The sequence below is a fragment of the Streptomyces sp. NPDC047022 genome (assembly GCF_040644155.1).
GTDB lineage: Bacteria > Actinomycetota > Actinomycetes > Streptomycetales > Streptomycetaceae > Streptomyces.
On sequence record NZ_JBEYVV010000022.1, the window covers coordinates 31,422 to 56,390 of the forward strand.

1 protein-coding gene (cut by a window edge) is annotated in these 24,969 nt (G+C 70.6%); it reads right to left on the reverse strand.

The window, feature by feature from the left end; all coding sequences use genetic code 11:
- On the reverse strand, positions 1-24,969 hold the beginning of the coding sequence (locus ABZ845_RS21780) for a protein-glutamine glutaminase family protein (RefSeq protein ID WP_360982114.1). Its footprint begins 27,741 nt before the window's first position; the window shows 24,969 of its 52,710 coding nt (coding positions 1-24,969); it begins with the start codon at positions 24,967-24,969; its stop codon lies beyond the left edge, outside the window.

Sequence of the window (24,969 nt, forward strand, 5' to 3'; positions counted from 1 at the left end):
CCGGAGATCGGTCAGCGTCCGCCGCAGGTCCCGATGTCGCAGGAGCAACGGCAGACGCGGCTCCTCACCGTTGCGGACCTGAGCGACACCCGCCCCGATCACATCGTGCACCAACTGCGTGCCCTGGCCGCCGGAAAGCCGGCCGGCCTCCAGGAACGGACGGCTCGCATCGTGGGTGAGCAGGTACAGCGCGATCACGTGGGCCGGGTCCAGGCCGTCCAGCGGCGAACCCTGATGGCGGGCGCTCCACTCACGCACCGCGGTGTGCCTGACCTGCCAGCTGTCCCCGCCCAGTTCCGGACTCTTGCCTGCCGGGATCGAGGGGAGCTCCTCGGCATCCGCCAGACTGCGTACCGCCCTCATCAGGCCGCGCGGTACCTGGATGCCGTCGGGGGCGCCCCCGAGGTACTTCATGTCCTGGGCGTAGACCTGCCAGTGCGGCAGGCGCAGGCCGTTCGCGAAGCCCCCGCCGGAGGGCAGCCCCTCACGGGGCGCGAACATGGCGTCGGCGAGACCGTACAGATGGGCCGCGTCGCCGGCCAGCGCGGCGGTGAGCACCGCGTGGTTCCCGCTCATCCTGGAATCGTGCAGGTCGGCAAGGAGTTCGCTGAGGGGAATCCCCCGGGTCAGCCCCCAGGCGAAGACCGACTTCACGAACGAGGGGAACTCGGCGCTGGGCAGGTCCAGATCGCGGTACAGCCAGTACATCGCCCGCGTACTCGGCTTGCCGGCGGCGGAAACACGAACGCCGCGCGATTCGGCGAGCTGTTCTTCCGTGGTTCCGGCGACGCCCGGCGAATCCTTCGCCCGGGGATACGTCCTCGAGGCCGCGTCCCATACGGCGGAGCCCAGTTCGACCATGGACACATATGGGTCGTCGGCATCGATCGTCACCTGGTACGTGCCCGCCTTGGCCGCCTTGACGACACGCCGCATCACGGCCGACGCCCCCTTGTCGCTGGAGAGCCGGTCGGCCAAGAAGCGCTCGTAGTCCCTCGCGGAATCCCTCAGCCGCGAGTACGGCAGCACGTAGCCCGCCGCCTGGCCGGCGAGGTACGGCTCGGCCGAAATGGCCCTCGGGAGCGGGCCACGCCCATCGCGCGGCTTGAACGTCACGATCTCGGGAGCGGGCGAACCCCAGCCTCCCCCGAGGTGCAGGACGTCCTTCACACCTGCCCAGGTGTCGACGTATACATTCCCCGCGGAGAATTGCCGCTGCGCCCTGTCGGCCGCCTGCTGCCCCAGCTCCAGCAGGCCCCCGGACCGTCCGGCTCCCGCCTGGCAGGCCATCAGCCAGACCGGCACGTCCGTGTCGCCCGTCTTCGCCAGCAACGCGTTGAGCCAGACTCCGACCTGGGCTCCACTCCCGGATTTACGTCCGAACCGCCCCACCACGGTGACGTGATCAGGGTTCCCGTGTGCGCCGAAAACCACGAACGCGGGTTTGCCGTCGTCCGGGCCGGGCAGCAGGGGCCAGGGTCGCTCAGCGATTGTCTCGGACCGGCGGTTGAAGAGGTGGTAGCTCTTGAGCTGCAGCAGGTCCCCGAACTTCGCGACGCCGGCGCTGTCCGGCGCGGTGAAGCTCGCAATGCCGAACTCCTGCCCCTGCGAGCTGAGGAGCCTGTGTGTGAGCACCTCGTTGTTCCAGGGGACATCGCCGACGGGCCCTGCCTGCTCCTCGACAACGAGGTGCCAGTGCCACAGCTTGGCGCCGTGGTCGTAGGCGAAACGGGCGTCACGAACCACCGTGGTCACCGCGGAGGGAGAGGTCGCCCAGCGCTCCGACGGACTGCGGCCGAAGACCGATATCTCACGCGCCGACGACGACCCGGCCACCTCCACCAGCACCGGGTGTCTGCCCCCGGACCGTGCGTCCTTCGCCTGCTCGCTCAGTTGCCTCAGCGCCACGGCACGGTCCGTCGTCCCGGGGTGGAACGCCTCGAACGACACCCCCTTGCCCCCGGTCACATAAGACTTCGGGTCCTTGTCCATCACGGCGTAGAGCACGGGGCCGCTGTCCGAGGACTTGGACGGCAGCGTGTCCAGGGCCTCTTCGGCCATCGCCGCATGACCGCGGATCTCCCCCAGCAACCCCTGGTCCGCCGCGGCGGCGAACGCGTCGACCGCCCGATCCACCACGGCCTTCGGAGCGGAAGAGCCGATCGCCGCACGGATGCCGGGGTCGCGCAGCATCAGCAACGGCCATGACGCCCTGTCACCCGGATCCGCCTGCCGGCCGATCCTCCGGATCTGTGTGCGCAGCCGGTCCAGTGCCTGCGGGCTCTCCTTGAGCAGTGCCGGCACGAAGAACGTCGCGTCAGGGCCGGAGGCCAGCATCAGCGCCATGGAGTACGCAGGGGGCAGCTTCTGCACGGCCTTGAGCATGCCCGGGTCGGCCGACAGTGCGATCAGGGCCTGTCGACGCTCCCGCCACGAAGGGGGCTCAACACCGCCGGCCAGCGGGTTGGGGCTCAACCCCTGGCCCAGGAACCGGGCGGGATCCGCCCACTCGCCCAACCGGGTGACTTCATCGCTCAGCAGCGACGGCAGGGACTGCCCGGTGTCCGCCATCGTCTGCTCGGCGTACATCGCCACGTGCGGAGGCACGTGCAGCAGGTCCTCCAGCCCATTGGACGAGCCCTTGGGCAACCGCGCCCGGGGATCCAGGATGCCGTGGATCCATCCGTGCACCCGGGACAGATCCGTCCGCCATGGATCGGGCTCCACTTGCTCGTCCCAGACCCCGGCGCGGTGCGAGACGTCCAGGAACCACTCCCACGGCAACGCGCCCTCACGCGACAGGAACCAGCCGGCCACCGCGTCACGGAACATCAACAGGTCATCGCCCGAGTCCTCGAGCTGCCCGAACGCACGCAGCATCCCAGCGATTTTCCCGGCCTGCTCCTGCTGTCCAGCCGTCAGATCGGCCGAGCCGCGGTATCCGCGCTCGCGCATCGCGGCATCCCATTCGGCGCCCCGCGGCTCGATGCCGACCGGAGCCGGCAACCCCTCCTGCTCCCAGTAGAACTGCACAGCCCGCTCAAGCGCTTCCATCAGCACGTCGAACTTGTCGCTCGTCGGCAGTTCGGTCACGGCAATGTAGTCGTCGCGGCTCAGAGAGTCCTTGTCGAGCACCTTCTTCACGAACGCTTGCTTGGTCGTGGTGCCGACGTCGCCGGCGTCGGTGAAGCGCCCGATGATCTGATCGAGCACCAACTGAACGTGCTCCATCGGCCGAGGATCCTTGCTCAGCGCCTCGGCGGCTGCCCTGCCGTACGCGTCCGAGAGCGCCAGGTATCGTTCCCGGGCTGTCTCGGTGAACATTCCCGGGAATCGCGGAGCGTGCACGAAGTGAGGCGTAACCGCACTGTCCGTCCCGGAATCCGCCGACGGCTGCGGCCGAAGCGGCCCGATGGCGTCGATGTCCTGGTCGTCCCCGCCGGGAGCAAAGGCATTGGCTCCACCCGTCGGTGGTTCATTGACCGTGTCAGGTGCGGAGGTCGATGCAGTGGACTGCTCCTGGGCACCTTGCGAGGACGCCGGCGGGTCGGCCATCGACTCCGTGTCCACGCCGGACGATCGGTCCGCAGCAGTCCCGCCCTCGGCGAGCGAGTTGCCGCCGGAGGCCCTGGCGGGCTCGGACGGGGCTGCTGTGATGACGGCCTCGGCCGCCTCCCGCGCGACGTTCGGGTCAGCCGGCAGCCGCTCGGCGGCACGCACCATGGTGTAGGCGGAGCCGTCGCTCGCGGTGGCCTCGTGCGCGAGTCCGGACGTGACATCGAACTCGGTCGCCCGGGCATAACGGACATGGCTCTCACCGGGATCATGCGCCAGCATGGTGATGTCGCGAGCCGACGAATGCGCGACCTCGACGAGGATGCGACGCGACGGGGAGGTCTGGGGCGGGAGGTTCCCCAGCCACTTCAGCGCCTCCTCGCGATCGAACCAGACCCGCTGGAACTGCGGCACAGCGAGCCTGCCCAGATCACCGGCCGTTCCGCCGTCCGGCGCGACCATCGCGTAGTACACCGTGGATTCGACCGGCGGCAGTGCCGCCAAGCCCTCCGCCGCCAACCCCCGGTGGAAGGGAGCCAGCGCACGCAGCCTCTCGGCCACATCAGGAGCGAATCCGAGCGCTCGCTCCCGTAGTTCCTCGAGTTCGCCGCTGTCCAGATCGACGGCCCTTCGCAGCTCCGTCAGCTTCCGTTGCAGGTTCGGGTCCCGAAGGATCAATGGCAGATGCGTTGCCCTGCCGTTCTCGGCCCGGGCCACCGCCTCGCTGATCGCACCGTGCACCAGTTGCGCGCCCTGGCCGCCGGAAAGCCGGTCGGCCTCCAGGAACGGACGGCTCGCATCGTGGGTGAGCAGGTACAGCGCGGTCACATGGGCCGGGTCCAGGCCGTCCAGCGGCGAACGCTGATGGCGGGCGGTCCAGGCACGCACGGCCGTATGCCGGGCATCCCAACTGCTGTTGCCCAGGCCAGAGTTCTTGCCGCCCGAGGTCGGGGGGAGTTCCTGGGAGCCCGACAGTGTCCGTATCGCCTCCGTCAGGCCCTGCGGAACACGGATCTCGTCGGGATCGCGCGCGAGGTACCTGGTGTCTCGGGCGTACACCTGCCAGTGCGGCAGGCGCAGGCCGCTTGCGAGGCCCTCGCCGGAGGTCAAGCCCTTGCGCGGCGCGAACACGGCGTCGGCCAGGCCGTACAGATGAGCCCCGTTGCCGGCCAGCGCGGTGGTGAGCACCGCCTGGTTCCCGCTCATCCCGGACTCGTGCAGATCGACAAGGAGTGAGCTCAGGGGAATCGGAGTCTCCTGGGTCAGCCCCCAGGCGAAGACTGACTTCACGAACGACGGAAACCTGTCGCTGGGCAGGTCCAGATCCCGGTACAACCAGTACATCGCCGATGTGCCCCGCGGTTGGTCCCGGGAGACGTGGATACCGCGCCCGTCTTCGAGTTGTTCCTGCTCGGACGCCTCGAGGACCGGCGAGTACCGGCTGCGCGGGTACTTCTTCACCGCGCCTTTCCACACGGCCTCGGTCAATGCGGCCAGGGAGACTTCTGGGTCATCGGCATCGATCGTCACCGGGTATGCGGCGGCCTTGACCGCCTTGACGACACCCCGCATGAAGTCCGGCATGCTCTCGTCGCCGGAGAGCCGTTCGCCCAGGGAGCGTTCGAAGGTTTCCGCGTACGTTTCCCACCGCGTGTACGGCAGCGCATAGCCTGCCGCCTGACCGGCGAGGTACGGCTCGGCCGACAGGGTCCGCTGGCGCGGGCCGGCCCCACCGCGCGGCGTGAACATCGTGATCTTGGGTTCGGGTGAGCCCCACATCGGGAACAGCGTGGCCAAGTCGTTCCGGACCGGGGACTTGCCGACGCTCACGTTCCCCGCGTAGACGTCCCGGCGCACCGGATCGGCCACCTGCTGCGCCACCGTGCGCAGCCCCCCAGGCCGTTCGGCGGCCGCCGAGCAGATCCACGCCAAAAGGAATCTGCGGGTGGGACCAGGCTCGACACCCTTCTTTTCCAGTCGCGGAGCGAGCCAGATTCCGATCTGGGTTCCGCTCATGAACTTGGGGCCGAACCGCCCGACCCCCTTGACCCGATTGCGATCTCCGTGCGCGTTGAAGACCGTGATCACTGACTCGGTGTCCGGGCCGGACAGCAGGGGCCATTGCTGCGGGGCGTGCGACTTGTTCAAGTGGTCGAGGACTTGGTAGCCCTTCGTCCGCAGCAGATGCCCGTAATGTGCACGAAGGGCGTTGTCCCGCGCGGTGTGGCTTTGAAGCCCGAACTCCCTGCCCTCCGAGTTGATCAATTTGCGGGTCAGGAGATCGCTGTTCCAGGTGATGTCGCCAGCCTGTCTCGGCCGCTCTTCCACGACGACATGCCGGTACCACAGCTGGGTGCCCTCGTCGTACGCGGTGTAGGCGTCACGCACCACCGTGTTCACCGCGGAGGGAGAGACGGCCAGGCGCTGCGACGGCGTCCGGTCGAAGATCGACAGCTCACGCGCCGACGATGTCGTGACCTCGACCAGCACGGGGTACGTGCCCGCCGCCTGTCCGTCCTTCGCCTGGTCGCCCAGCCGCTTCAACGCCACGGCATGGTCCGTCGTCCCGGGGTGGAACGCGTCGAACGACAGCCCCTCGCTCCCAGCCACGTGAGACGTCGGGTCTTCGCTCATGAACGTGTACAGCACCGGTCCGCCGTCCGCGGACTTCGACGGCAGCGTGTCCAGTGCCTCTTCGGCCATCGCCGCATGACCGCGGATCTCCTCCAGCAACCCCTGGTCCGCCGTGGCAGCGAACGCACGGACCACCGAACTCATCACTGACTTCGGGGCGGAGGAGTCGATCGCCGCGCGGATGCCGGGGTCGCGCAGCATGAGCAACGGCCACGACGCCCGGCTGCCCGGATCCGCCTGCCCGCCGATGCTCCGGATCAGTTCGCGCAGCCGGCCCAACGCTGCTCCGGGCGTCTGCGGGTCCTCCTTGAGCACCCCCGGCGTGAAGAACTTTGCGTCAGGGCCGGAGGCCAGCATCAGTGCCATGGAGTATGCGGGCGGCAACTGGGGCAGCACACCCAGCATGATCGGGTCTGCCAGCAGATCGCCCAGTGCCTCCCGACGCTCCCGCCACCACGCGGGTTCAGAAGCGTCGGCCACCGGGTAATGGCTCAACCCCTGCCCCAGGTAGTCAGCGGGGTCGACCCACTCACCCAACCCGGTGACCCTCTTGCTCAGCAGCGATGGCAGGGGCTGTCCGGTGTCCTTCGTCATCTGCTCGGCGTACATCGTCACGTGTGGCGGCATGCGCAGCGTGGTTTCCAGCACATGACCCGAACCCTCGGGCAGCCGTCCCTTCGGATCCACGGTGCCGTGGATCCACCCGTGCACCCGGGACAGGTCCGTCCGCCAGGGGTCGGGCTCCACCTCCTCATCCCACACCCCGGCCCGATGCGAGATGTCCAGGAACCACTCCCACGGCAACGCGCCCTCACGCGACAGGAACCATCCGGCCAACGCGTCACGGAACATGAAGGCGTCGCCGTCCGGGAGCTTCAAGCCCTTGTACATGCGCAGCGTGACCCCGATCTTCCAGGCCTGCTGCTGCTGTTCCTCGGTCAGGTCGGACGATCCGCGGTATCCGCGCTCGCGCATCACGGCGTCCCACCGAGTACCACGCTGTGTGACGCCGGCCTGCTTCGGCGGCTCCGCCAGCTTCTGGGTCCACCAGAAGTCGACGGATCGATCGAGGGCTTCCATCAGCGTCTCGAAGTTGTCACTTCTCGGCAGGTCCTTCAGGGCAGCGTGGTAGTCGACTCCCTCCAGTGAGTCCTTGCCGAGCAGCTTCTTCGCGAACTCCGGCGTCGTGATGACGCCGGCGCCGGATCCGACCGTGTAGATCCGGATCATCACGTCGAGCATCTTCTGAGCGTGCTGCTTCGGCAGCGGGTCTCTGCTCAGAGCCTCGGCGGCAGCCTGCCCGTACGCGTCCGAGCGCTCCAGGTACTCCACTCGGCGCCACCCGGTGAACAGTGCGGGGAACCTCGGACCGTGCAGGAAGTCGTCCCCACCGGGTGCGGAGACGTTGACCGTGCTCGTCACCGGTTCACCGACCTGGTCGGGCACGGCGGTTGACGTCGCGGGTGTGTCCTGGGCATTCGCCCAGGACGGCGACTGACCGGCAACCGACCAGGTGTCCACGCCGGGGGATTCGACCGTGGCGCGGAGGAACGCGGGGTGAGGGTGGTCGCGGACGACGGGACCGGAGTCGGTGACATCCTCGATGATCCGCAGATACCGCGGCGTGATGACCATGCCGTCCACGGACATCAGCCCCCCGGAGCGAACACCGCTCGACCCCGGACGGGCACGGAAGACGAACTCGTCGTCCACATACTCGTCCGGCAACCCCAGGTAGTGCAGCATCTCGTGCAGGAGCGACAGATCATCATGCTGAAGGTCCCAAGCACGCTGGAACGGCCGCGGAAGCTCACCGTCCTTGCTGTCCGTGACAGCAATAGCCTCCGGACCACCAGAAGCAACGCTGAACTCCACACCCACATGCAGCTGGTCACCCGACCCCGGCAGCCGGAAACCGGTGTTGACATGACTGTCCAGCAACCCCTGCAACCGCTCCCGGAACGCACCCAGCTCCCCCGCCGGCACCTCATGCGACGGCGACACCGGCAGCGCGAGCGTGTAGTCCCGCACCCACCGCCCGTCCTCAGCCTGAACACGCCGCACATCCGCACGGATATACGTCGACTCCCCCTCCGGATCGCGCCTGCCCGCAAACGGATCGAACCGCTCGGTCCGCAACCTCGCCACCGGCGCGTCCACCCGCCGGTGGAACCAGCTCTCCCGCGGAATCACAGAAGTCGACACGTCCGGCGAACCGGGCGTCGTCTCATGGAGCCGCTCCGGATGCGCCGCGCCGACGGCCGCGGTGCCGGACCTGCCCGGCGCTCCCAGACTCGAGGCAGGAGCGACCAGGCTTTGGGTCGGGCTGGTCGTCGCGCGGATCTGCACGCGGAAGTCGTAGCCGTTGTGACGGGCGAAGCGCTTCAGCCGGCGTTTGACGTTCTTGAGAGCGGTGGTGTCCTGGTGCGGCTCATGGGTCAGCACCACGGTCTCGAGGTCGCGCCAGGACAGATCACCGTGGATCTGCGCCTCGTAGTAGGAGTTCAGAGGGAAATACCTCTGGTTGACGAGGTTCCAGATATCGGGGTCATGGGCGAAACCGGTGGCCTCGGCGAACAGCCAGCGAGCCATGACAGCAGGACCGTTGGCGAGCAGCGCGTACACGTTGCTCAGGCCGGTGATGTTGCCGACACCGACGGCGCCGGTGGACATGCTGTCCCCGGGAGTGAATGTGGTGCGGTCCTTGACGCCCTGCTTCCACACCAGGACGTCACTGCCGTACAGCGGTGCGGAGCCCTTGGGCTGCCGGGGGGAGATCAGTCCGGCGTACTTGGGAAGACGACGGGCCTCCGCCCCCGTCGGAGGGATGACGGCGCCGGTGTGACGATGATGTTCGAACGGATACCCCATGGCGGACTCCGCCGCAGCACGCCGCGCGACGTATGCCTGGCTCCCCGGGTTGATCTCCCACGCGTTGCGGATCAGGTGACCGGGGTCGCCGAGCAGGTTGTTGAGGAGGGTCGAACCGGGCTGGCTGAGCTTCATGTTGGTGACCAGCGGCATGTCGAAGACCAGATGGTCGCGCACCGCCGCCAGGGTTTCTTCCTCGTAGCCCTGATACCGCTGCGCCCACTCCCACTCGCCGGCTCCGTACTCGATCTGGCCGAGGAGGAAGCCCCGGTCGCCGCCGTACGAGGACAGACCGCGCCGTTCGGCACTGACGACGGCGAGGACCTGCCCGTTGCTCAGAGCGCGCCAGTCCCGGCCTCTCAACGCATCCGCGACCTCCGGATCCGTGGTGTCCTGCGGGTCGTCGCCATCACGCAGGGACTGGACCAGCAGCCGGTCCGGATCGGCATCCGGCTCACGGCGCTGGGGCCGACGAAAGCGCTCCATCCAGTTCCGCGGCATGCCCGCACCGAGTCCCTCGGCGCGGGCGGCCGGGGCGTTCGGCGCGGTGGAGGAGGCAGCCGGTGTATCGGTGGCGGAGGATCCGGGGGCGAAGGTGACGGAGCCGGGGAAGTCTGCGCGCGAGGGCTGCGCCGGGGCGGTGACGGAGCCGAGCAGCTCACGCTCCGCCGCGGGGCCGGTGGACGACGCCTCGACCACCCGCACCAGGTCGTGGACGGAACCGTCGTCCAGAGTGACCTTGATAGCCCCCGTGACGAACAGCTCGGTCGGCGCGGCGTACCGCACGTGGCTCTCGCCCGGGTCGTGTGCGAACGCGGTGTGGTCGCGCGCCGTCGAATGCTGCACCTCGACGAGGATCCGGGGCGTGCCGGGCGGGACGTCACCGAGCCGGGCGAGAGCCTCGACGGGGGTGAACGCGACCCGGTGGAACCGCGGCACGTTGAGCATGCGCAGTCCCTCTGCCGCTCGGCCGTCCGGTGCGGTGGTCGCGTAGTACATCGTCCGGTCGACCGGCGGCAGTTGTGTGAGCGCCTCCGTCGCGAGCCCCAGGTTGATGGGGAGCTGCATCCGAAGTTTCCCGGCCAGCCGGGGCACCTGGCCGGTCAACGCCTGGTGCGCCGCGTGGGATTCGGCGCTGCCTGGCGGGGACGTGAGCAGCCGCTCGACGTACGGCCGCAGATGCTGACGCAGGAGCAAGGGCAGCCGTGCCGCGTCCCCGCCGTTCGGGTGGTTCACCGCCTCGGCGACCGCCTGGTTCACCAGGGGCAGCAGCCGTGCGGAGCCTTCGGCGAACGGCAGTTCGTCGGCTCCTGACAGCAGGAACGGCAGGCTCTGGTCGTGGCCGAGGAGGTACAGCGCGAGGACGTGGGCCGGGTCCAGCCGGTCCAGCGGCGACCCCTGCGTTCCGGCGCCCCATGCGCGGGCCGCGGTGTGCCGGGTCGCCCACGTGTCCGCGCCGACTTCTGCCTCCTTGCCCAGCGGAATCGGGGGAGGCTGCTCGGAGGCCGACAGCGTCCGCACCGCCCGTATCAGGCCGTCCGGTACCTGCATGCCGTCGGAGTCCGCCATCACGGGAGCCATGCCCTGGGTGTGCAGACGCCAGTGCGGCAGGCGCAGACTCTCCGAAAGCGCGCCCGGGGTCAGTCCCGCGCGCGGTGTGAACGCGGAGTCCGCCAGGCCGTACAGATGAGTCCCGCCGCCCGCCAGGGCCGCGGTGATCAAGGGGGTGCCGGCGCTCATGCGGGACCGGCTCAACTGGAGGAAGAGCGCGCTCAGCGGAATGCGCCGGGTGAGCCCCCAGCCGAACACCGCCCTGACGAAGGAGGGGAAGTGCTGCGGGGGAAGATTCAGGTCGCGGTAGTGCCGGTACATCGGCAGGGTCCCGGGCGTCTCGCCCTGGGGTACGTGTATGCCGCGGCCGACGAGCAGTTGTTGCTGCACGGTCGCATCGGTGCCCGGCTGGCGCGCGTCGCCGGGGTAGCGGGCCGCCGAGGCGGTCCAGACCATGTCGCCCAGTGCGACCAGAGAGAGCTCCGGGTCGCCGGGGTCGATGCCGGCCTCGTACCCGGCTTTGACGGCCGCGCGGACGAACTGCCGCATGATCTCCAGCGACTTCGGGTCGGCGGAGAGCCGCTCGCCGAGGGCGCCTTCGTAGTCCGTGGCGAGCCCCTGCGGACTACTGCCCAGGGTGTAGCGAGAGGCCTGGCCTGCGAGGTACGGCTCGGCCGTCCGCGCCGGCCGGCTCCCCCGCTGGACCTTCGCGACGCCGGGGTCGGGCGATCCCCACCCCACGATGAGATCGGCGAAGAGGTCCCCGCCCCCGCCCGGAAGCCCGAGTACGACGTTCCCCGCGTAGAAGTCCCGCTCCGGCGGATGCTCGTCGGACATCTCCCACGCCACCGGCGACAACCCCGGACGTGGCGCGTTGCTGGAGCAGCTCCACTGGAGGAAGGGCTTGCCGTCGGCCACGCCCGCTTCCTTCAGCCGCCGGGCAGACTCCGCACCGCTCTGGCGGCCGCTCAGGGACTTCTCCCCGTAGCGCCCCACCACGCTGACGAGATCGCGCGTGCCGTGCATGACGCCGACGGCGAACCCGGGCCCACCGCCCGTTCCCGCTGGAAGGGGCCAACTCATCCCGGGCGCGGTGCCGTTGATGCGCTGCTGGGTCACCTCCGACAGGCGTTTCAGCGCCGAGCCGGCTATGGAGAAGTCGCGCGCGGTCAGGCTGGAGAATCCGAACCATGCCCCCTGGGGGGTGTACAGGTCCCGTGTCAGGACCTCGTTGTCCCAGGGGATCGGCGAGGTCTCCCGCTGCTTCTCGTCGACGAGGAGATGCGCGTACCACAGACCGGTCCGCTCGTCCTTCGCGCGGCCGGAGCCGAGGACCCGCATGGTCATCTCATGGGGTGAGATCACCTGACGGTCCGACGGATCCAAGGCGAACACCGAGGTCTCGCGGGCCGACCGGGGCCGTGCGACCTCGACCAGCACCGGGTGCGAACCCGCGTACTGCGCCTGGGGCGTCAGGCGCGACAGCTGATTCATCGCGACCGCGCGGTCCGTTGTCCCGAGGCGGAATGCGGCGATCTTGAACTCATGGCCCTCGGCCGGGAACGGCGTCGCCTCTTCGAACAACCGTCCGGGGGCCATCATGGCGTACAGCACCGGTCGGCCGTCCGCGGGCTTCGCCGGCAGGATGTCGAGGGCCTCCTCGGCCATCGCCAGGTGCCCGCGGATCTCGGCCAGCAGGTGGCCGTCCGCGGTGTCGGCGAACGCGTCCACCGCACCGTGCAGTTCGGCCGCGGGAGCGGAGCTGTCGAGAGCAGCCTTGATGCCGGGGTCGCGCAACAGCAGCAACGGCCAGGCGAATCTGTCGCGCGGATCCGCCTGCCGGCCGGTGCGGCGGATCTGTTCACGCAGCCGGTGCAGCGCGCCCGGGTCGTCAGCACGCGGTTCCGGATGGAAGAAGAGGGCGTCAGGGCCGGAGGCCATCGTCAGCGCCATGGAGTGACCGGGCGACAGATTCCGGAGCCCCTCCCAGGCGGCCGGGTCACGCAGGAGCTCACGCAGGGCTTCCCGGCGCTGGGCCCACAACCGGGTGGTGGGAGCGTCGGTCGCCGGGTGATGGCTCAGTCCTCTGCCCAGGACGACGAGAGGATCTGCCCAATCGCCCAGGCCGGTGAGCGCCCCGCTCATCAACGGCAGTGTCTGCTGGGCGTACAGCGCCACGTGCGGCGGCCTGCTCAACGCGTCGGACAGTTGCTGGTTGTCGGGGGTGTCGGTCAGCACTCCACGTGGATCGACAGTGCCGTCGATCCATCCGTGCACCCGGGACAGGTCCGTCAGCCAGGGCTCGGGTTCCACCTGCACATCCCGGACACCGGCCCGGTGGGAGGTGTCGAGGAACCATTCCCACGGCAGGGCACCGGGACGCGACAGGTACCAGCCGGCGAGCGCACCGCGGTAGAAGAACACGTCGCCGTTCGGGACCGAGAGGTGCTGGTAGAGACGCAGCATGGACTCGATCTGCCGGGCCTGATGTCGCTGACCATCCGTCAGGTCGGCGGATCCCCGGTATCCGCGGCCGCGCATCTCCGCATCCCACGCGTCACCGCGTGGCAGGATGCCGGTCGGCTCCGGTAGGCCCACCTGCCCCGAGTAGAACGGCGTGACTCGTTCGAGGGCTTCCATCAGCACGGGGCCCGTGTCCCGCGGATCACCGTCGAGCAGGGCCTTCACAAGCGCTTTGGGTGCGAGTCCCGCAGGGGCGGGCCTGCCCAGCAGCAGGCTCGCGAAGGGTTCCGGAACAGCGCCGGTCTCCGTCGCGAGATGCGTGGCCATCCGTTCGATCGCCCTGCGGACATGGAACCGGGTCCTCGGGTCGCTGGCCAGGGCCTTGGCGACCGCCCGTCCGTACTCGCCCGACTGGTGCAGGTACTGCGGTCGCACCGGTCCGGTGAAGAGTCCGGGGAACCTCGGCGTGTGCACGGCGGGGAACGTCGGCGTCGCGCCGCTTCCGAGCGGCACGTACTGCGCGTCGGGCGCCGACCCGGCGTCTGCCGTCTGTGCGGCGGGCACATCCGTCGGGGACGTCGTGTGCGGGGAAACCATCTGCGGACCGCTGTCACCCCCTGTCGGCGGGGCGAACGTGAGGTACTGCGCACCGGGCGGGAAGTGCTCCTCGGTGGACGGGAGGTGCTCCTCAGTGGGTGGGGAAAGCGGGGTCGCGGCCGACTGGGCAGTGGGAACCGCGACGGAGGATCCCGAGGGGGCGGAGGTGCCGGGATCGGTGTCGGAGGCGGTGTCTGCGCCGGGCGACTGGTCGGCGGCGGTCCCGCCCGCGGTGTGCGCACTTCCGCCGGGGATGCCGGCCAGGTCGGGCGGCGGGGCTGAGCTGTTGGCGGCCTCGACCTCTTCCCGCGCTTGCTCCGAAGCAGCCGACGGCCGCTCGACGGCCCGTACCATGGTGTATACGGTGCCGTCGGTCGTGGACACCTCCGCGACGAGCCTGGGTACGACGTTGAACTCGGTCGCCTGGGCATACCCGACGTGGCTCACACGGGGATCCTGTGCCAGCGCGGTGTAGTCGCGAGCCGACGAATGCTCCACCTCGACGATGGTCAGGGGGGTGCCGAGCGGGACGTGCCCGACCTGGGCGAGGGCCTCCTCGATGGAATACGCGACGCGCTGGAACCGGGGCACGCTGAGCGTGCTCGGGCGCGCCGCCGGATCGGAGGTCACGTCCGTGCTCGGGCGCGCCGCCGGATCGGTGGTCACGTAGTACACCGTCCGGTCGACCGGCGGCAGTTGCGCCAGGCCCTCCGCCGCCGTCCCCAGGTGGGCGGGGATCTGAGCGTGGAGCGTACCGGCCAGCCGTGGAGCCAGGCCGAGCAGCTGCTGCCGCAGCGCGTCGAATCGGGGGCTGTCGGGTGCGCGGTTCGCCGCCGCCTGCTCGGCCCACTCCAGCTGGTCTCGCAGCAGCGGCGGCAGCTGGAGGCCGCCACCGGCGCGGGCGAGGTCCATCGCACGGTCGATCGCGTTGCGCACCAGCGGCGTCAGCAGTTGGGTGCCCTGGACGAAGGAGAGTTCGTCGGCTCCCGACAGAAGGAACGGACGGCTTTCCTTATGGCTGAGCAGGTACAGCCCGATGACCTGGGCCGGATCCAGCCGGTCGAGCGGCGAGCCATGGGCTCCGGCGCTCCATTCGCGCGCCGCGGCGTGCCTGGCCGCCCAGCTTCCCGCGCCCACCTCCGACTCGTGGCCGGGCGGAACCTGCGGAAGGTTCTCGGCGCCCGACAGTGTCCGTACGGCCCGGATCAGGCCGTCCGGTACCTGGATGCCGTCGTGGTTGCCGGCGAGGGACGCCGTGCCCTGGGCGGAGGTCTGCCATTCCGGCAGTCGGCCGGCGAGGTCGGCTGCTTCCCGGTCGGCGCGCTGCCCGGGTGTCTCGCCGTCCACGCGGACCTGACGGGTCGCGTAGCGCCATTCCCGGACGGCTGTCATGAGCCGGGTGACCGCGTGCCAGCGGCTGCTCTCCGGCGTCTTGCCCGCCTGCCACGCCCACACCGCCTTCAGCACCCGGTCCAGGTTCTCGGCAGCGGGGTCACGGCGCAGTTGCCGCACCGCGTCGTCAATGGCCCGCAGCGCGTCGGAGCGCCGCTTCCCGAACACGGCCGAGTTCCGCTCCCAGTCCCGGATCACGTCCGCTGTACCCGGCGGCAGGCCTGTGGGCATCGGGGCGTGGGGCTGCGGCCGCACCTCCTGATCGGCCCGGTCCCACAGCGCCCGGAAGCCCGCCCAGGTCTCGTTCTCGGCCACCGTCTCGACGATCGGGTTGGCTCGGCTCCCCTTCCACTGCGGCGGGCCGTAGAGCCGCTCCAGCAGGGGCAGCATGGTGGGCTCGTGCTGCCGTACCCAGTCCGCGCCGTTGTTCTTGGGTACCCCGGTTTCGGGGCTGATTCCGGTGTTCGTGCCCAAGTAGGCGTTGGTGAGTTGGGCGAAGTACTCGAACTCGTTGGTGGAGGAGTAGTTGGGATCGGGACGGATGCCTGACGGGTCGTGCAGTGGACCGTCCGGCCAGTGCGCGGCCTCGCCTTCCCTCACCTTGGCCTGGTAGGCACTCGCGATGAGCGCGCGATCGGACTCGCTCACGCCACGCGTGTGGATGGCATGGGCGAACTCGTGGGTGGCGTTGGAGTAGCCGTCCGGGTGGTATCCGTACGTGACCCCGGTGAACCCGCCCAGCAGGTTCTCCTCGTTGACGGCGGTGGAGCCCCCGGACTCGACGCCGCGCATGGTGTAGTAGTCCCGTCCGTCCTCCGCGCGGACGCCCCGCAGACCGGCGAACGGCCCGACCGCCGTCAACGAGACGTCCCGGGGGATCACGGTCACTCGGGAGCCCCCGGTCAGCAGGCGCGCGGCAACCTCGGGGTCGGCCAGCATGGGGGCGATCCAGCGCTGCAGCTCCAGCCGAGCCGAGATCGGCTGCTCGACCTCCTCGGGCACCCGTATCAGGAGTTGTGCGGCCGTGTCGGCGAAGTCCGCGGGCGACAGGTGGTTGCGCAGGCTGGTGATCAGCCCCTTGTCGGAGGCCAGCGCCTCCAGTTGGTCGGGCGGCAGCAGCGTCAGTTCCCGGGCCCGCTCCTCGGCCGGCATCCCTGGCAGCCGGACGGCCGTGACAAGCCGGGCGACGGCAGGCCAGCGGCTGCTCGCCGGCGTCTTGCCCGCCTGCCACGTGTTGGCCGCCGCCAGCAGGCGGTTCACGTTCTCGGCACTGGGGTCGTGGTGAAGTCGCAGCGCCGCGTCGTCGACGGCCTGCAGCGCGCTGGAGCGCCGCTTCCCGAAAACGGCCGAGATCTTCTTCCAGTCCCGGACCACGTCCGCTGCCCCCGGCACCGGGCGGACCTGGACCGGAGCACGCGGCGCGTCGAGCACGACGGGGTTGCCGACATCGGCGGGCAGGCCCGTCTGCACACCCGCGTCGGCACCCTCCGGCTGCACGTGACCGGACTGGACGGACGCCGCACCGGCCTCTGCCGCGTTGCCGACATCGGTGGACAGCCCCGTCTGCACACCCGCGTCGGCACCCTCCGGCTGCACGTCATCGGACTGGACGGACGCCGCACCAGCCCCCGCGGTGTCGGCCGGTTCGGTCCGGAAGTGTTCTGGCCCGCCGGGATCGACCCTCGTCCCGTGGAACGTGTGGTCGCGGAGGGATTCGTGGTTCGCCCAGGACGACGGAAGGGGCTCCGGCGCCCACAGGTCCTGGTAGGCGTCGATGAAGTCGTGGCGGAAGTCGTCGGCGATCTCGTCGATCTCATCGACGGTGACGTCGTGACGGCCGCCCGCACCGAGGGAGTCGAAGGAGTCGGCCGCACCCTTCAGCGCCGGGGCGACACCCGACTCGAAGGCGAAGTGTGCCGGGAGCAGGCTCGCCTGGTGGGCCCGGCGAGCGTCCCACTCCCACATCCGGCTCATGAGTTCGGCCGGGGTGTCGGCATGCGCGCCGAAGACCCTCTCGAAGTCGGAGAGAGCCCGTTCGTTCCAGCCGGACCTGATCCGCTCCACATCCTGGCCGGACAGCCGAACGGCGGGATTGGCCTCCTTCCACGCGGCGAGCTTCTGCTGGAAGATCTCGTTCGCCGTGTCCAAGGCGCCCTCACGTGCGTACTGACGCAGGAGCCAGAGGTTGATCCGGTCGCCCCCGGTCACCTCCTCGTGGATCTGCTCCCAGTCCCGCAACCGGGTGCTCAGCGGCTTCGTGCCCTCGACAACCTCACCGAACCGTGCGTTGACCGCGTAGGCGACCCCGGCCGCCACCGTGCGCGCCCACTCGGGGCGCACCTCGCCGTCGGGGATGGCGAACCTGCTCCGGAACGCCTCGCTCGTCGGCGGCTGAGCCTCCCACGACTTCACGATGCCTTCGGCGTCCTTGACAGCGGTGTCCACCGCCTTCTCGCGGGCAGCCTGAGCCGCCAGCTTCGCCGGCAGTGTCCCGACCACCGCGTCGAACCGCGGACTCCACCGGGTCAGCAGGTCCGCGGGTCCGTCGGACGTGCGCTCGGAGGAGTCCGCTGCCCCGGAGAGGTCCTCGTACGCGTCGTCCAGCTCCTTGTACGCCTGGCTCCGCACCACGCCGAGCCCGCGCTCGGACACCCTTGCGCCCAGTGCCCCGAAGGCCTGGAGCAGCGCCCGGCCGTCGTCGTCCAGGCTCCTGTGGAAGGCCCCCGCCAGCCAGTCGAAGTCCTGCTCCAGACGCTGCCGCTGGAACGCGTAGACGACACGCTGGTCGAACCGGGCCGGCAGTGCGCCGGCCATCTCCCCCAGTCGGCCCTCGAGCTCGTCCCCCCTCGTCGTCAGCTCGCCGGGGTCGGTGACGTCGGCCGGGAAGGCGGCGTCGATCGCCTCACCCAGCCCTTGGAAGAAGCGGGCCCCTTCGTGAGCCCGGACATCCTGAGCGAGCTCCGGGGTCATCTCGAAGGGGACCGCGGTCTTGTGCGCCGTGACCGTCCCATGCAACCAGGCCTTGAAGGCGTCGTCGAACGCCTCACGTCCGCCGGCAAGCGCGTACCGGCGCTCGGTCGCGGCCTCGGAGGAGTTCTGTGTGCCGGTGCCCGTCGCGGTGCCGGTCCCTGTGTCGGTGCCCGTGCCGGTCCCGGAGCCGGAGCCGGTCACACGCTCGTCGTCCGCCGCGCCCTGCGCGCCGGTTCCGGCAGCCCCGTCGCTCCGGCCCTGAGTGCCTCCCACGGTTCCCGCGTTCGAGGCCTGGGTGTCCTGTTGCCCGGCCTGCCCGGCCTGCCCGGCCTGCCCGGCCTGCCCGTCTGCCAGGCGCTGGTCGTACTGGGCGCGGAGTTGCTCCTGCCGCTGTGTCCACAGCGGGACCCGCCAGTCGTTCGGTGCGACGTGGGAGGGCGCCGGTACGAGGGTCTGAGCCGCGGCGGCCTCACGCGTCTGAACGTAGTTCTGCTGAGCCTCCTCGATCCGCTGCTCGGCCCAGTCGGCCGCGTCGTACGACGACAGCGTGACCGCCTGGTCCGGCCGGTCGGCGAGCAGGTCGCGGAAGTCCTGACGCATCGCGTGCCGGGAGTGCGCGACCTGGGCGAGTCCGGCCGTGCGCCGGTTGAACTCGTTGCGGACGTTCTCCCAGGCGCCGGGACCCTGGTCGTTCAGCCGACGCAGCAGCGGAGCGGCGATGGCCGCGCGCTCCTTCTCGTACCAGGCGGCCGTGCGACGGTCCCACCTGGAGTCGGGCGGCCTGCTCGACCGGACGTGCTCCTGGAACACGCGCTCGAGGCCGGACGCCTGAGGAGCCTGGGCCTGGAGCCGCTGCACCGCCGTACGCAGGTGTTCGTCCAGACGCTCCGTCTCGGCCACCGCGTCCTCGGACCGGGCGGCCTCGGACAGGTCGGTGGCGTACTGCTCGCGCAGCCGGGCGAGTTGTTTCTCGTACCACGCCCGTGTGTCACTGTTGAAGGTGGGCGCGATCCAGCTTTCCTTTGCCGCTTCGCGCACGGCCGAGTCGAGCACCGCGCCCGCCCGGGCCCATGTGTCGTGCGTCTGGATGTACTGGTGCCGGAACCTGTCGGCCACGGCTGAGAGGTTCTCGTCCGACAGCGCCGCACCGTTCTCCGTCTCGCCCGTCGCCGCGTGGTGGAAGTCGTCCACCAGCCGTGCGTACCGCGGAGAGTGACGGAACTCCCAGTGCCAGGGAGAAGGCCGCGAGGAGGCAACCTGCTGCTCGAACAGTTGACGCGTGGCCGCGCGGGCGGCCACATCGTCGTCGATCTGCCGCAGTCTCGCGGTGAGTTGAGCGTCGAGCGGGGCATGACCGGAGTCCTGGGCCGTGCCCCGGGCATCGGCGTACCACTCCCGGACCTGTGCGACCCGCGCGGACGCGTCGTAGTCCCGCAGCCGCGGGAGCGTCTTCAGCTGTTCTTCGAAGCGGTGGTACGACGCCTCGCGGGCCGCGGCGGCGTCCCGCGTCCGGTCCAGCTGTGCGATGGCCTCCGTCGCTGCCTGGTCCCGCGGTCGGGGGCGTGCCGGCGCCGTCTGCGACGAACCGCCCGCCGCCTGCTGGGATTCGCCCTGCCGGTCTTCCCGCGCCGGGAGTTGGGCCATGACTTGATGCTGTTCCGCCTGACCGTGCGCCTCCTGGGCGGGCGGACGGAACGGGTCGCGGCTGACCTCGAGCCCGGAGGTGTGCATCGTCCAGGACGGCCGGTTCCGCCACTCGGTGTGGGCGTTCTCCTCGGCCAGGGCCGCGTCCCGCAGCGACTCCCAGCGCTCGCGCGTCCGCTGCGCCAGCTGCTCGCGGAAAGCCTGTACGTCGTCGGGGTGCTGCTCCCTGGCCTGGTCCCATTCCCGGGAGAACTCGTGCCGGAGAGCGGCCTCGCCCTGTTCGTAGGAGGTGCGGGCGCTCGGTGAGCTCAGAGTGTGCGGGTCCAGCCCGGCCGAGGCCGAGATCTCGTCAAGAGTCCATGACTTGCCCAACATCTCCTGGAAGGTCGCTGCCATCTGCCGCCGGGACACCGAGGCCTCGTCGGTGCCCGCCGCCCGCATCCGCTCGGCGTAGGGCGACCGATGCTCGAACAGCTCCCATTTGGAGGCCAGTTCCTTGCCGAACCCGTCGCCCTCCTTCTTCTCCGCGTTCAGCCAGGCGTCGACGTCGCGCTGCCGCGGTCCGTAGATGTCGTGGTAGCTCGTGGCCCAGTCGTCGCGGAAGTCCGACCTCACCTTGTCGAACGTCTCGTCGCTGACCTGCACCCGCCTCACGGCACGGCCGCCGAAGAGGTCGCTGGTCGTGGCGGTCATGTCGTGGAACCGGCCGGCGCCCTCCCGGAGCGCCTCCTGAGCCCCGGCCTCGAATGCCACGCGGTGCGGTACGGAGCGCTGCACCGGCTCGTACACGGACTCATGGAATCTCTGTTCGCGCGCGGACAGTTCCTCGGGGGACCATGTCCGGCTCTCGGGCCAGCCGACCGCCTCGCGGTAGCCGCTGGTGAGTTCCTTCCGTACGTCGTCCCGCACACGGGGCTCCTCGCCCCGGCCCATCATCTCGTCCATCCAGGCGTCCGCCCGGCGCAGTGCCGCCCCCAGTCCGGCGTGGTACTCGAACCGTGCCGCGAGCTGGTGCCGCAGGGCGTCGTGCGCCTCGTGCAGGGCGCGGATGTAGGCGGCCTGTTCCTCGGCCGACGGGCGGTGGCCGCCCGTCCCCGTCCCCGCCTGCTCCGCGGCTCGCTCCCGGACGTCCTCGTGGTACTGGCGGGCCACCTCGGCGGAGTCCACGGCGTCGAAGTCCTCGGCGGCGTGGGCCGACTGCTGCCGCCAGCCGGATCTCCCCGAGTCGACGATCAGTCGGGCGTCCGCGAGCAGGTCGTCCTCGGCGACCTTGGCCTCCAGTCGCGCACGCCAGCGGGCGGCCAGCTCGTGCACCGCGGGCTCGATCCGGTGGCGGTGCGCCGTCCACTCGTCGTGCGGCAGCCCGCGGATCTCGCGGCCGTCGGGCAGGCGACGCGTGGTCTCCTCGAAGTCGGTGGTGAAATCCTCCCGCAACGCCTTCTGCTGGTCTTCCGTCGCCTGCGAGTCCCGCCCGGCCCGCCGGAAGGTGTCGGCAGCCGCGGTGTCGAGTTCCACCCTCGTGCGCAGGCTGTCGTTCAGCTCCTGGATACGCCGCTCGGCCACCCGGTGCATTTCGTCCCAGTCGATGGGATGGATCCGGGTGGCGCCCTCGTCCTCACCCCTGGCGGCGTCACGCACTGCCTTGGCGGCGGCGCGGGCTATCTTGGCGGCGGCGCGCTCTGCCTTCGCGGCGGCGCGCGCTGCCTTGGCGGCCCTCTCTGCCTTGTTGAGGGCGCCGCCCTCACCCTTGTCTGCGGTGCGCCGTGCCTCGGCGGCGGCGGCGCGCACTGCCTTGCGGGCGGCACGCGCTCCTCTGCGGGCGGCAAGCTCCGCGTCGGCGGCGCGTTCTGCCCTGCGTGCGGCGCGCTCTGCCTTGGCGGCGCGCTCTGCTTCGGCGGCTTCGTGCTGTGCCTTGGCGGCGGCCTCGCGCGCCTGTGCGGCGGCCGCTTCCACCTGTCGCCCGGCCGCGTCGACGAACCGGGCCCGGCTCCGTGCCTCGTCGCCGGCGGACAAGTCGGTGGGGCGGTGCTCGGAGTTGTCGTAGAACTCCTCGGCAGCCGTCCGCGCGGAGTCGGTCGCGGCCGACACCTCGAAGTCGTCCGGGAGTGCCTCGGAGAGGTTCCTGAAGTTCCTGTCGAATTCCTGCCTGGAGATGGCGCCGCTGCGGAACTTCTCCAGTTCGGCCTGCCAGGCGTCGTCGAAGTTCTTCCGGACACGCTCATGCCAGTCCGGCCAGCCCTGCTCCGCGCGGGCATGCTGCCTGAGCATCCGGTCGGCCAGTTGCTCGGGGGACTGGTGCTCGTGGAGGCCCTCGATATCGGAGAGGCTGTCGATCAGCGGCTGCCGGTCCGGAGCTCCCTGGCCCTCTTGCGGCTTCGGATCCTTCGCGAGACGGGCGTTGCCGGAATCCCGATCCGCCGCCGGCTCGTCGTCCGGCAGGCCGGCGCGCTGCGCCCGCTCGTAGGCGTGGGCCACGGAGTCGACGAACTCCCCCGGCACACCGAGCCTGCGGGCCCACTCCGCCGGGTGGTTCCCGGGCCGGGGTGCGGGAACGCCGTGCATGTTCTGCTTCAGATGGCCGCCGTGGGCGGCCCGCACCGCCTCATCCGCCTTCTGCTGCTGCCAGAACTTCTCTTCTTCGTGGCCGAACCGGTCTTCGTACGAGCGGACGATCCGGTCCTGGGCGCCGGTCCACTCGCGGGCGCGCGCCTCGTCCGCCGCGTGGAAGACGTAGGACGGGGTGGGTGGCTCCGCGGGGGACGGCAACTCGACGTCCGAGTGCAGCGGTTGGGGTGCTTCCGTGTGGTCGTGCGGCCGAGCGACATGCTGGGGATGCTCCGTGCCGGTCCGCGGAGCCGGCGTCGCGGACGGCAGGGACCGGTGGTCGGTCGCGGTCGACGGTCCCGACGCCTGCTGGGCGTGCGACGTACTGCCTTCGGTGGGACGCTGGTCGGCATCCGACACGCCGTTGCTGCCGTGCGGAGACTGCGGCCGTACGTGCGGCCCGTCGTTCGGCGGCGTGGGTCCCCCGCTCTCGACAGGCGGTCGCGGCTGTGTCCGGTCCCCGCCGGCGGGAACCGCGCCCTCCGCTCCGGACCGCGCAGCGCCCGTGATTCCCGTCTCGGCGGGAGACTGCCGAGTGGATCCGGTGGCGGTCCGGCCCGCGCCCACGCCCGATGCGGGCGTCTGCGGCTGCTGCTCAGCGTGCGGCTCCGGATCTCGTGGCAGGAGCGGCCTCTGCGTCGGCGTGGATGCCGGTTCGGCGTGCGAAGGCCCTGGGCGGCCGCCCGCGACGGCCGTACCTTCCTGCGCGTGCTCGGCGGGCGCGGCGGGCCCCGGCACACCGCTCGGCTCCTCCACGACAGGCACCCTCTTGGGCGGCGCCTGGGACGGCAGAGCCGAGGGCGACGCCGACTGTGACGGCTCAGCCGACGACGCACCTCCCGGCCTGCCCGGCTGAGGAGCGTCCACCCCACCGCCTTTGGACGGCTGTGCGGCGTGCTGACCCCACTGAGGCGACTGGCTGCGGGTGCTCTGCGAACCGCTGCCCTCCACCGGGGGCGGACCGGAACGTTGGGCGTCACCGCCCATCCGCGGCCCCGGGCCGCCCTGCTGCGAAACCGGCTCGGCCGACCGCTGGACCGCCTCGGCCGACGGCGGGACGGCGCCTGGCTGCCTGGCCGACCCGGAGGAGGTCCCGGACGTGTCGTTGCCGGAACGCCCGGCATGGCCGAGGCCCTCCGCCGGGTGCGACGGCGGGGCCTGTCCCAGGGCGACCGAGTGCTGGCCCTGCTGCCCCTGCTGCACAGCAGGAGTCGACCGGCCGCCCGTGACGTCGTCGGAAGGCGGGACGACGGGCTCCGGCGGAGGCAAAGCCACGGCGTGTTCCGATGTGACATGGCCGGCGTCGAAGCCCGGCAGACCACCGTCGCCTGCGAAGGGCTTGGGAGCGGCCTCGCCGCTGCCGCCGACGATGTTCGGCTCCGACGGCCTGGTCAGCGACAGCCTCGGCGCGGACTGCCCTGAGCCAAGGCCCGGCTGGCGGTCCGTCGCGCCACCGGGTTCGGCGAACCCGCGACCGGTCTGCTCTTGCGGCTCCTCGATGTGCCGGACCGTGCTGCTGTCGTCCTCTACCGAGAACGTCGACGCGCGATCGCTGTCGTGCCCCCCGTCGCGCCGACCACCACTCGATGTGCCCGACGTGACGGAACGCTCCCCGTCAGAACTCAGGGAACCGCCGTCCCAGTCGTGAAGCAAAGGAACATGGCCCTCCTCGCCATCGTCCTCCAACAGCGAACGATGCAAGGACCGATCGTCACCCTCCTCCCCCCACGGCTCGGGGCCATCGCCTTCACGGGTGATACCACGGTATCCGTCGCCCGTCGGCGCGCCTCCCTCCCCAGAGCCCCCGCCCTTCTCTCCCGGGCCCGGCACGTCCAGGCGCGGCGCGTCCGGGAACGGCTCCAGATCCCCCGCCGCAGGGCCGCCCTTGCCGCCGCGCAACGCCGGGATGTGCCCGATCGCACCGCCCACCGCCCCCGCGAGGGCGCCCAGTCCCGGGCTGCCGTCGACATTGAACGCCGAGTCGACAGCTTCCGTGCTGGCCGCGCCACCCGCTGCGCCGGTCAGCACCTTCCCGACGAACGAGGAGATGAACTTCGGTGCGATCGCACCCCCGATCCCGAACAGGGCGCCATTGATCACGCCGCTGATGGCGCCCCCGCCCACGGCCATACCCGTGAGGTGCCAGTCCCAGGAATGCCGGTGCTTCCCCAGGAAGTGCATCTGGATGAACTGGGCCGTCGCATCCGTGGCCAGTCCGAGCCCGGCACTGATCGCCACGAACGCCAGCAACCGGCGCAGGATCATCATCACCGCGGCACGCCCCGCCGCGACGACCGCCGCCACCGCCTCCGGCGCCCAGAACGCCAGGAACGCAATCTGGGCAGCCATCGTCGCGAACGTCATCAACAGCATGAGCTTGGCGTACTGCACCTGCAGCGCCATCTTGTCGCACTGCTCGGCGAGTTGATCGGCGTGCTGCGCCAGCTGCTCCAGTGCCGCCCGGGAATCCGTCAGGTTCTTCAGGAATTTATCGGCCGCGGCCCCGGAAAGCCCCGCCTTCACATCCGCGACCACCGGCGCCATGTCGGCCGCGATCGCACGCACCTGTTTCGCGTAGTCCTGATGCGCCTTCTGCAGCGCCCACAGCTTGTCCTCGTCGGCCTTCGGCCAAGAGCCGCCTGCCAGGGCCGCCACCCATTGCAGCCCGGAGGGCAACATGATGCTCAT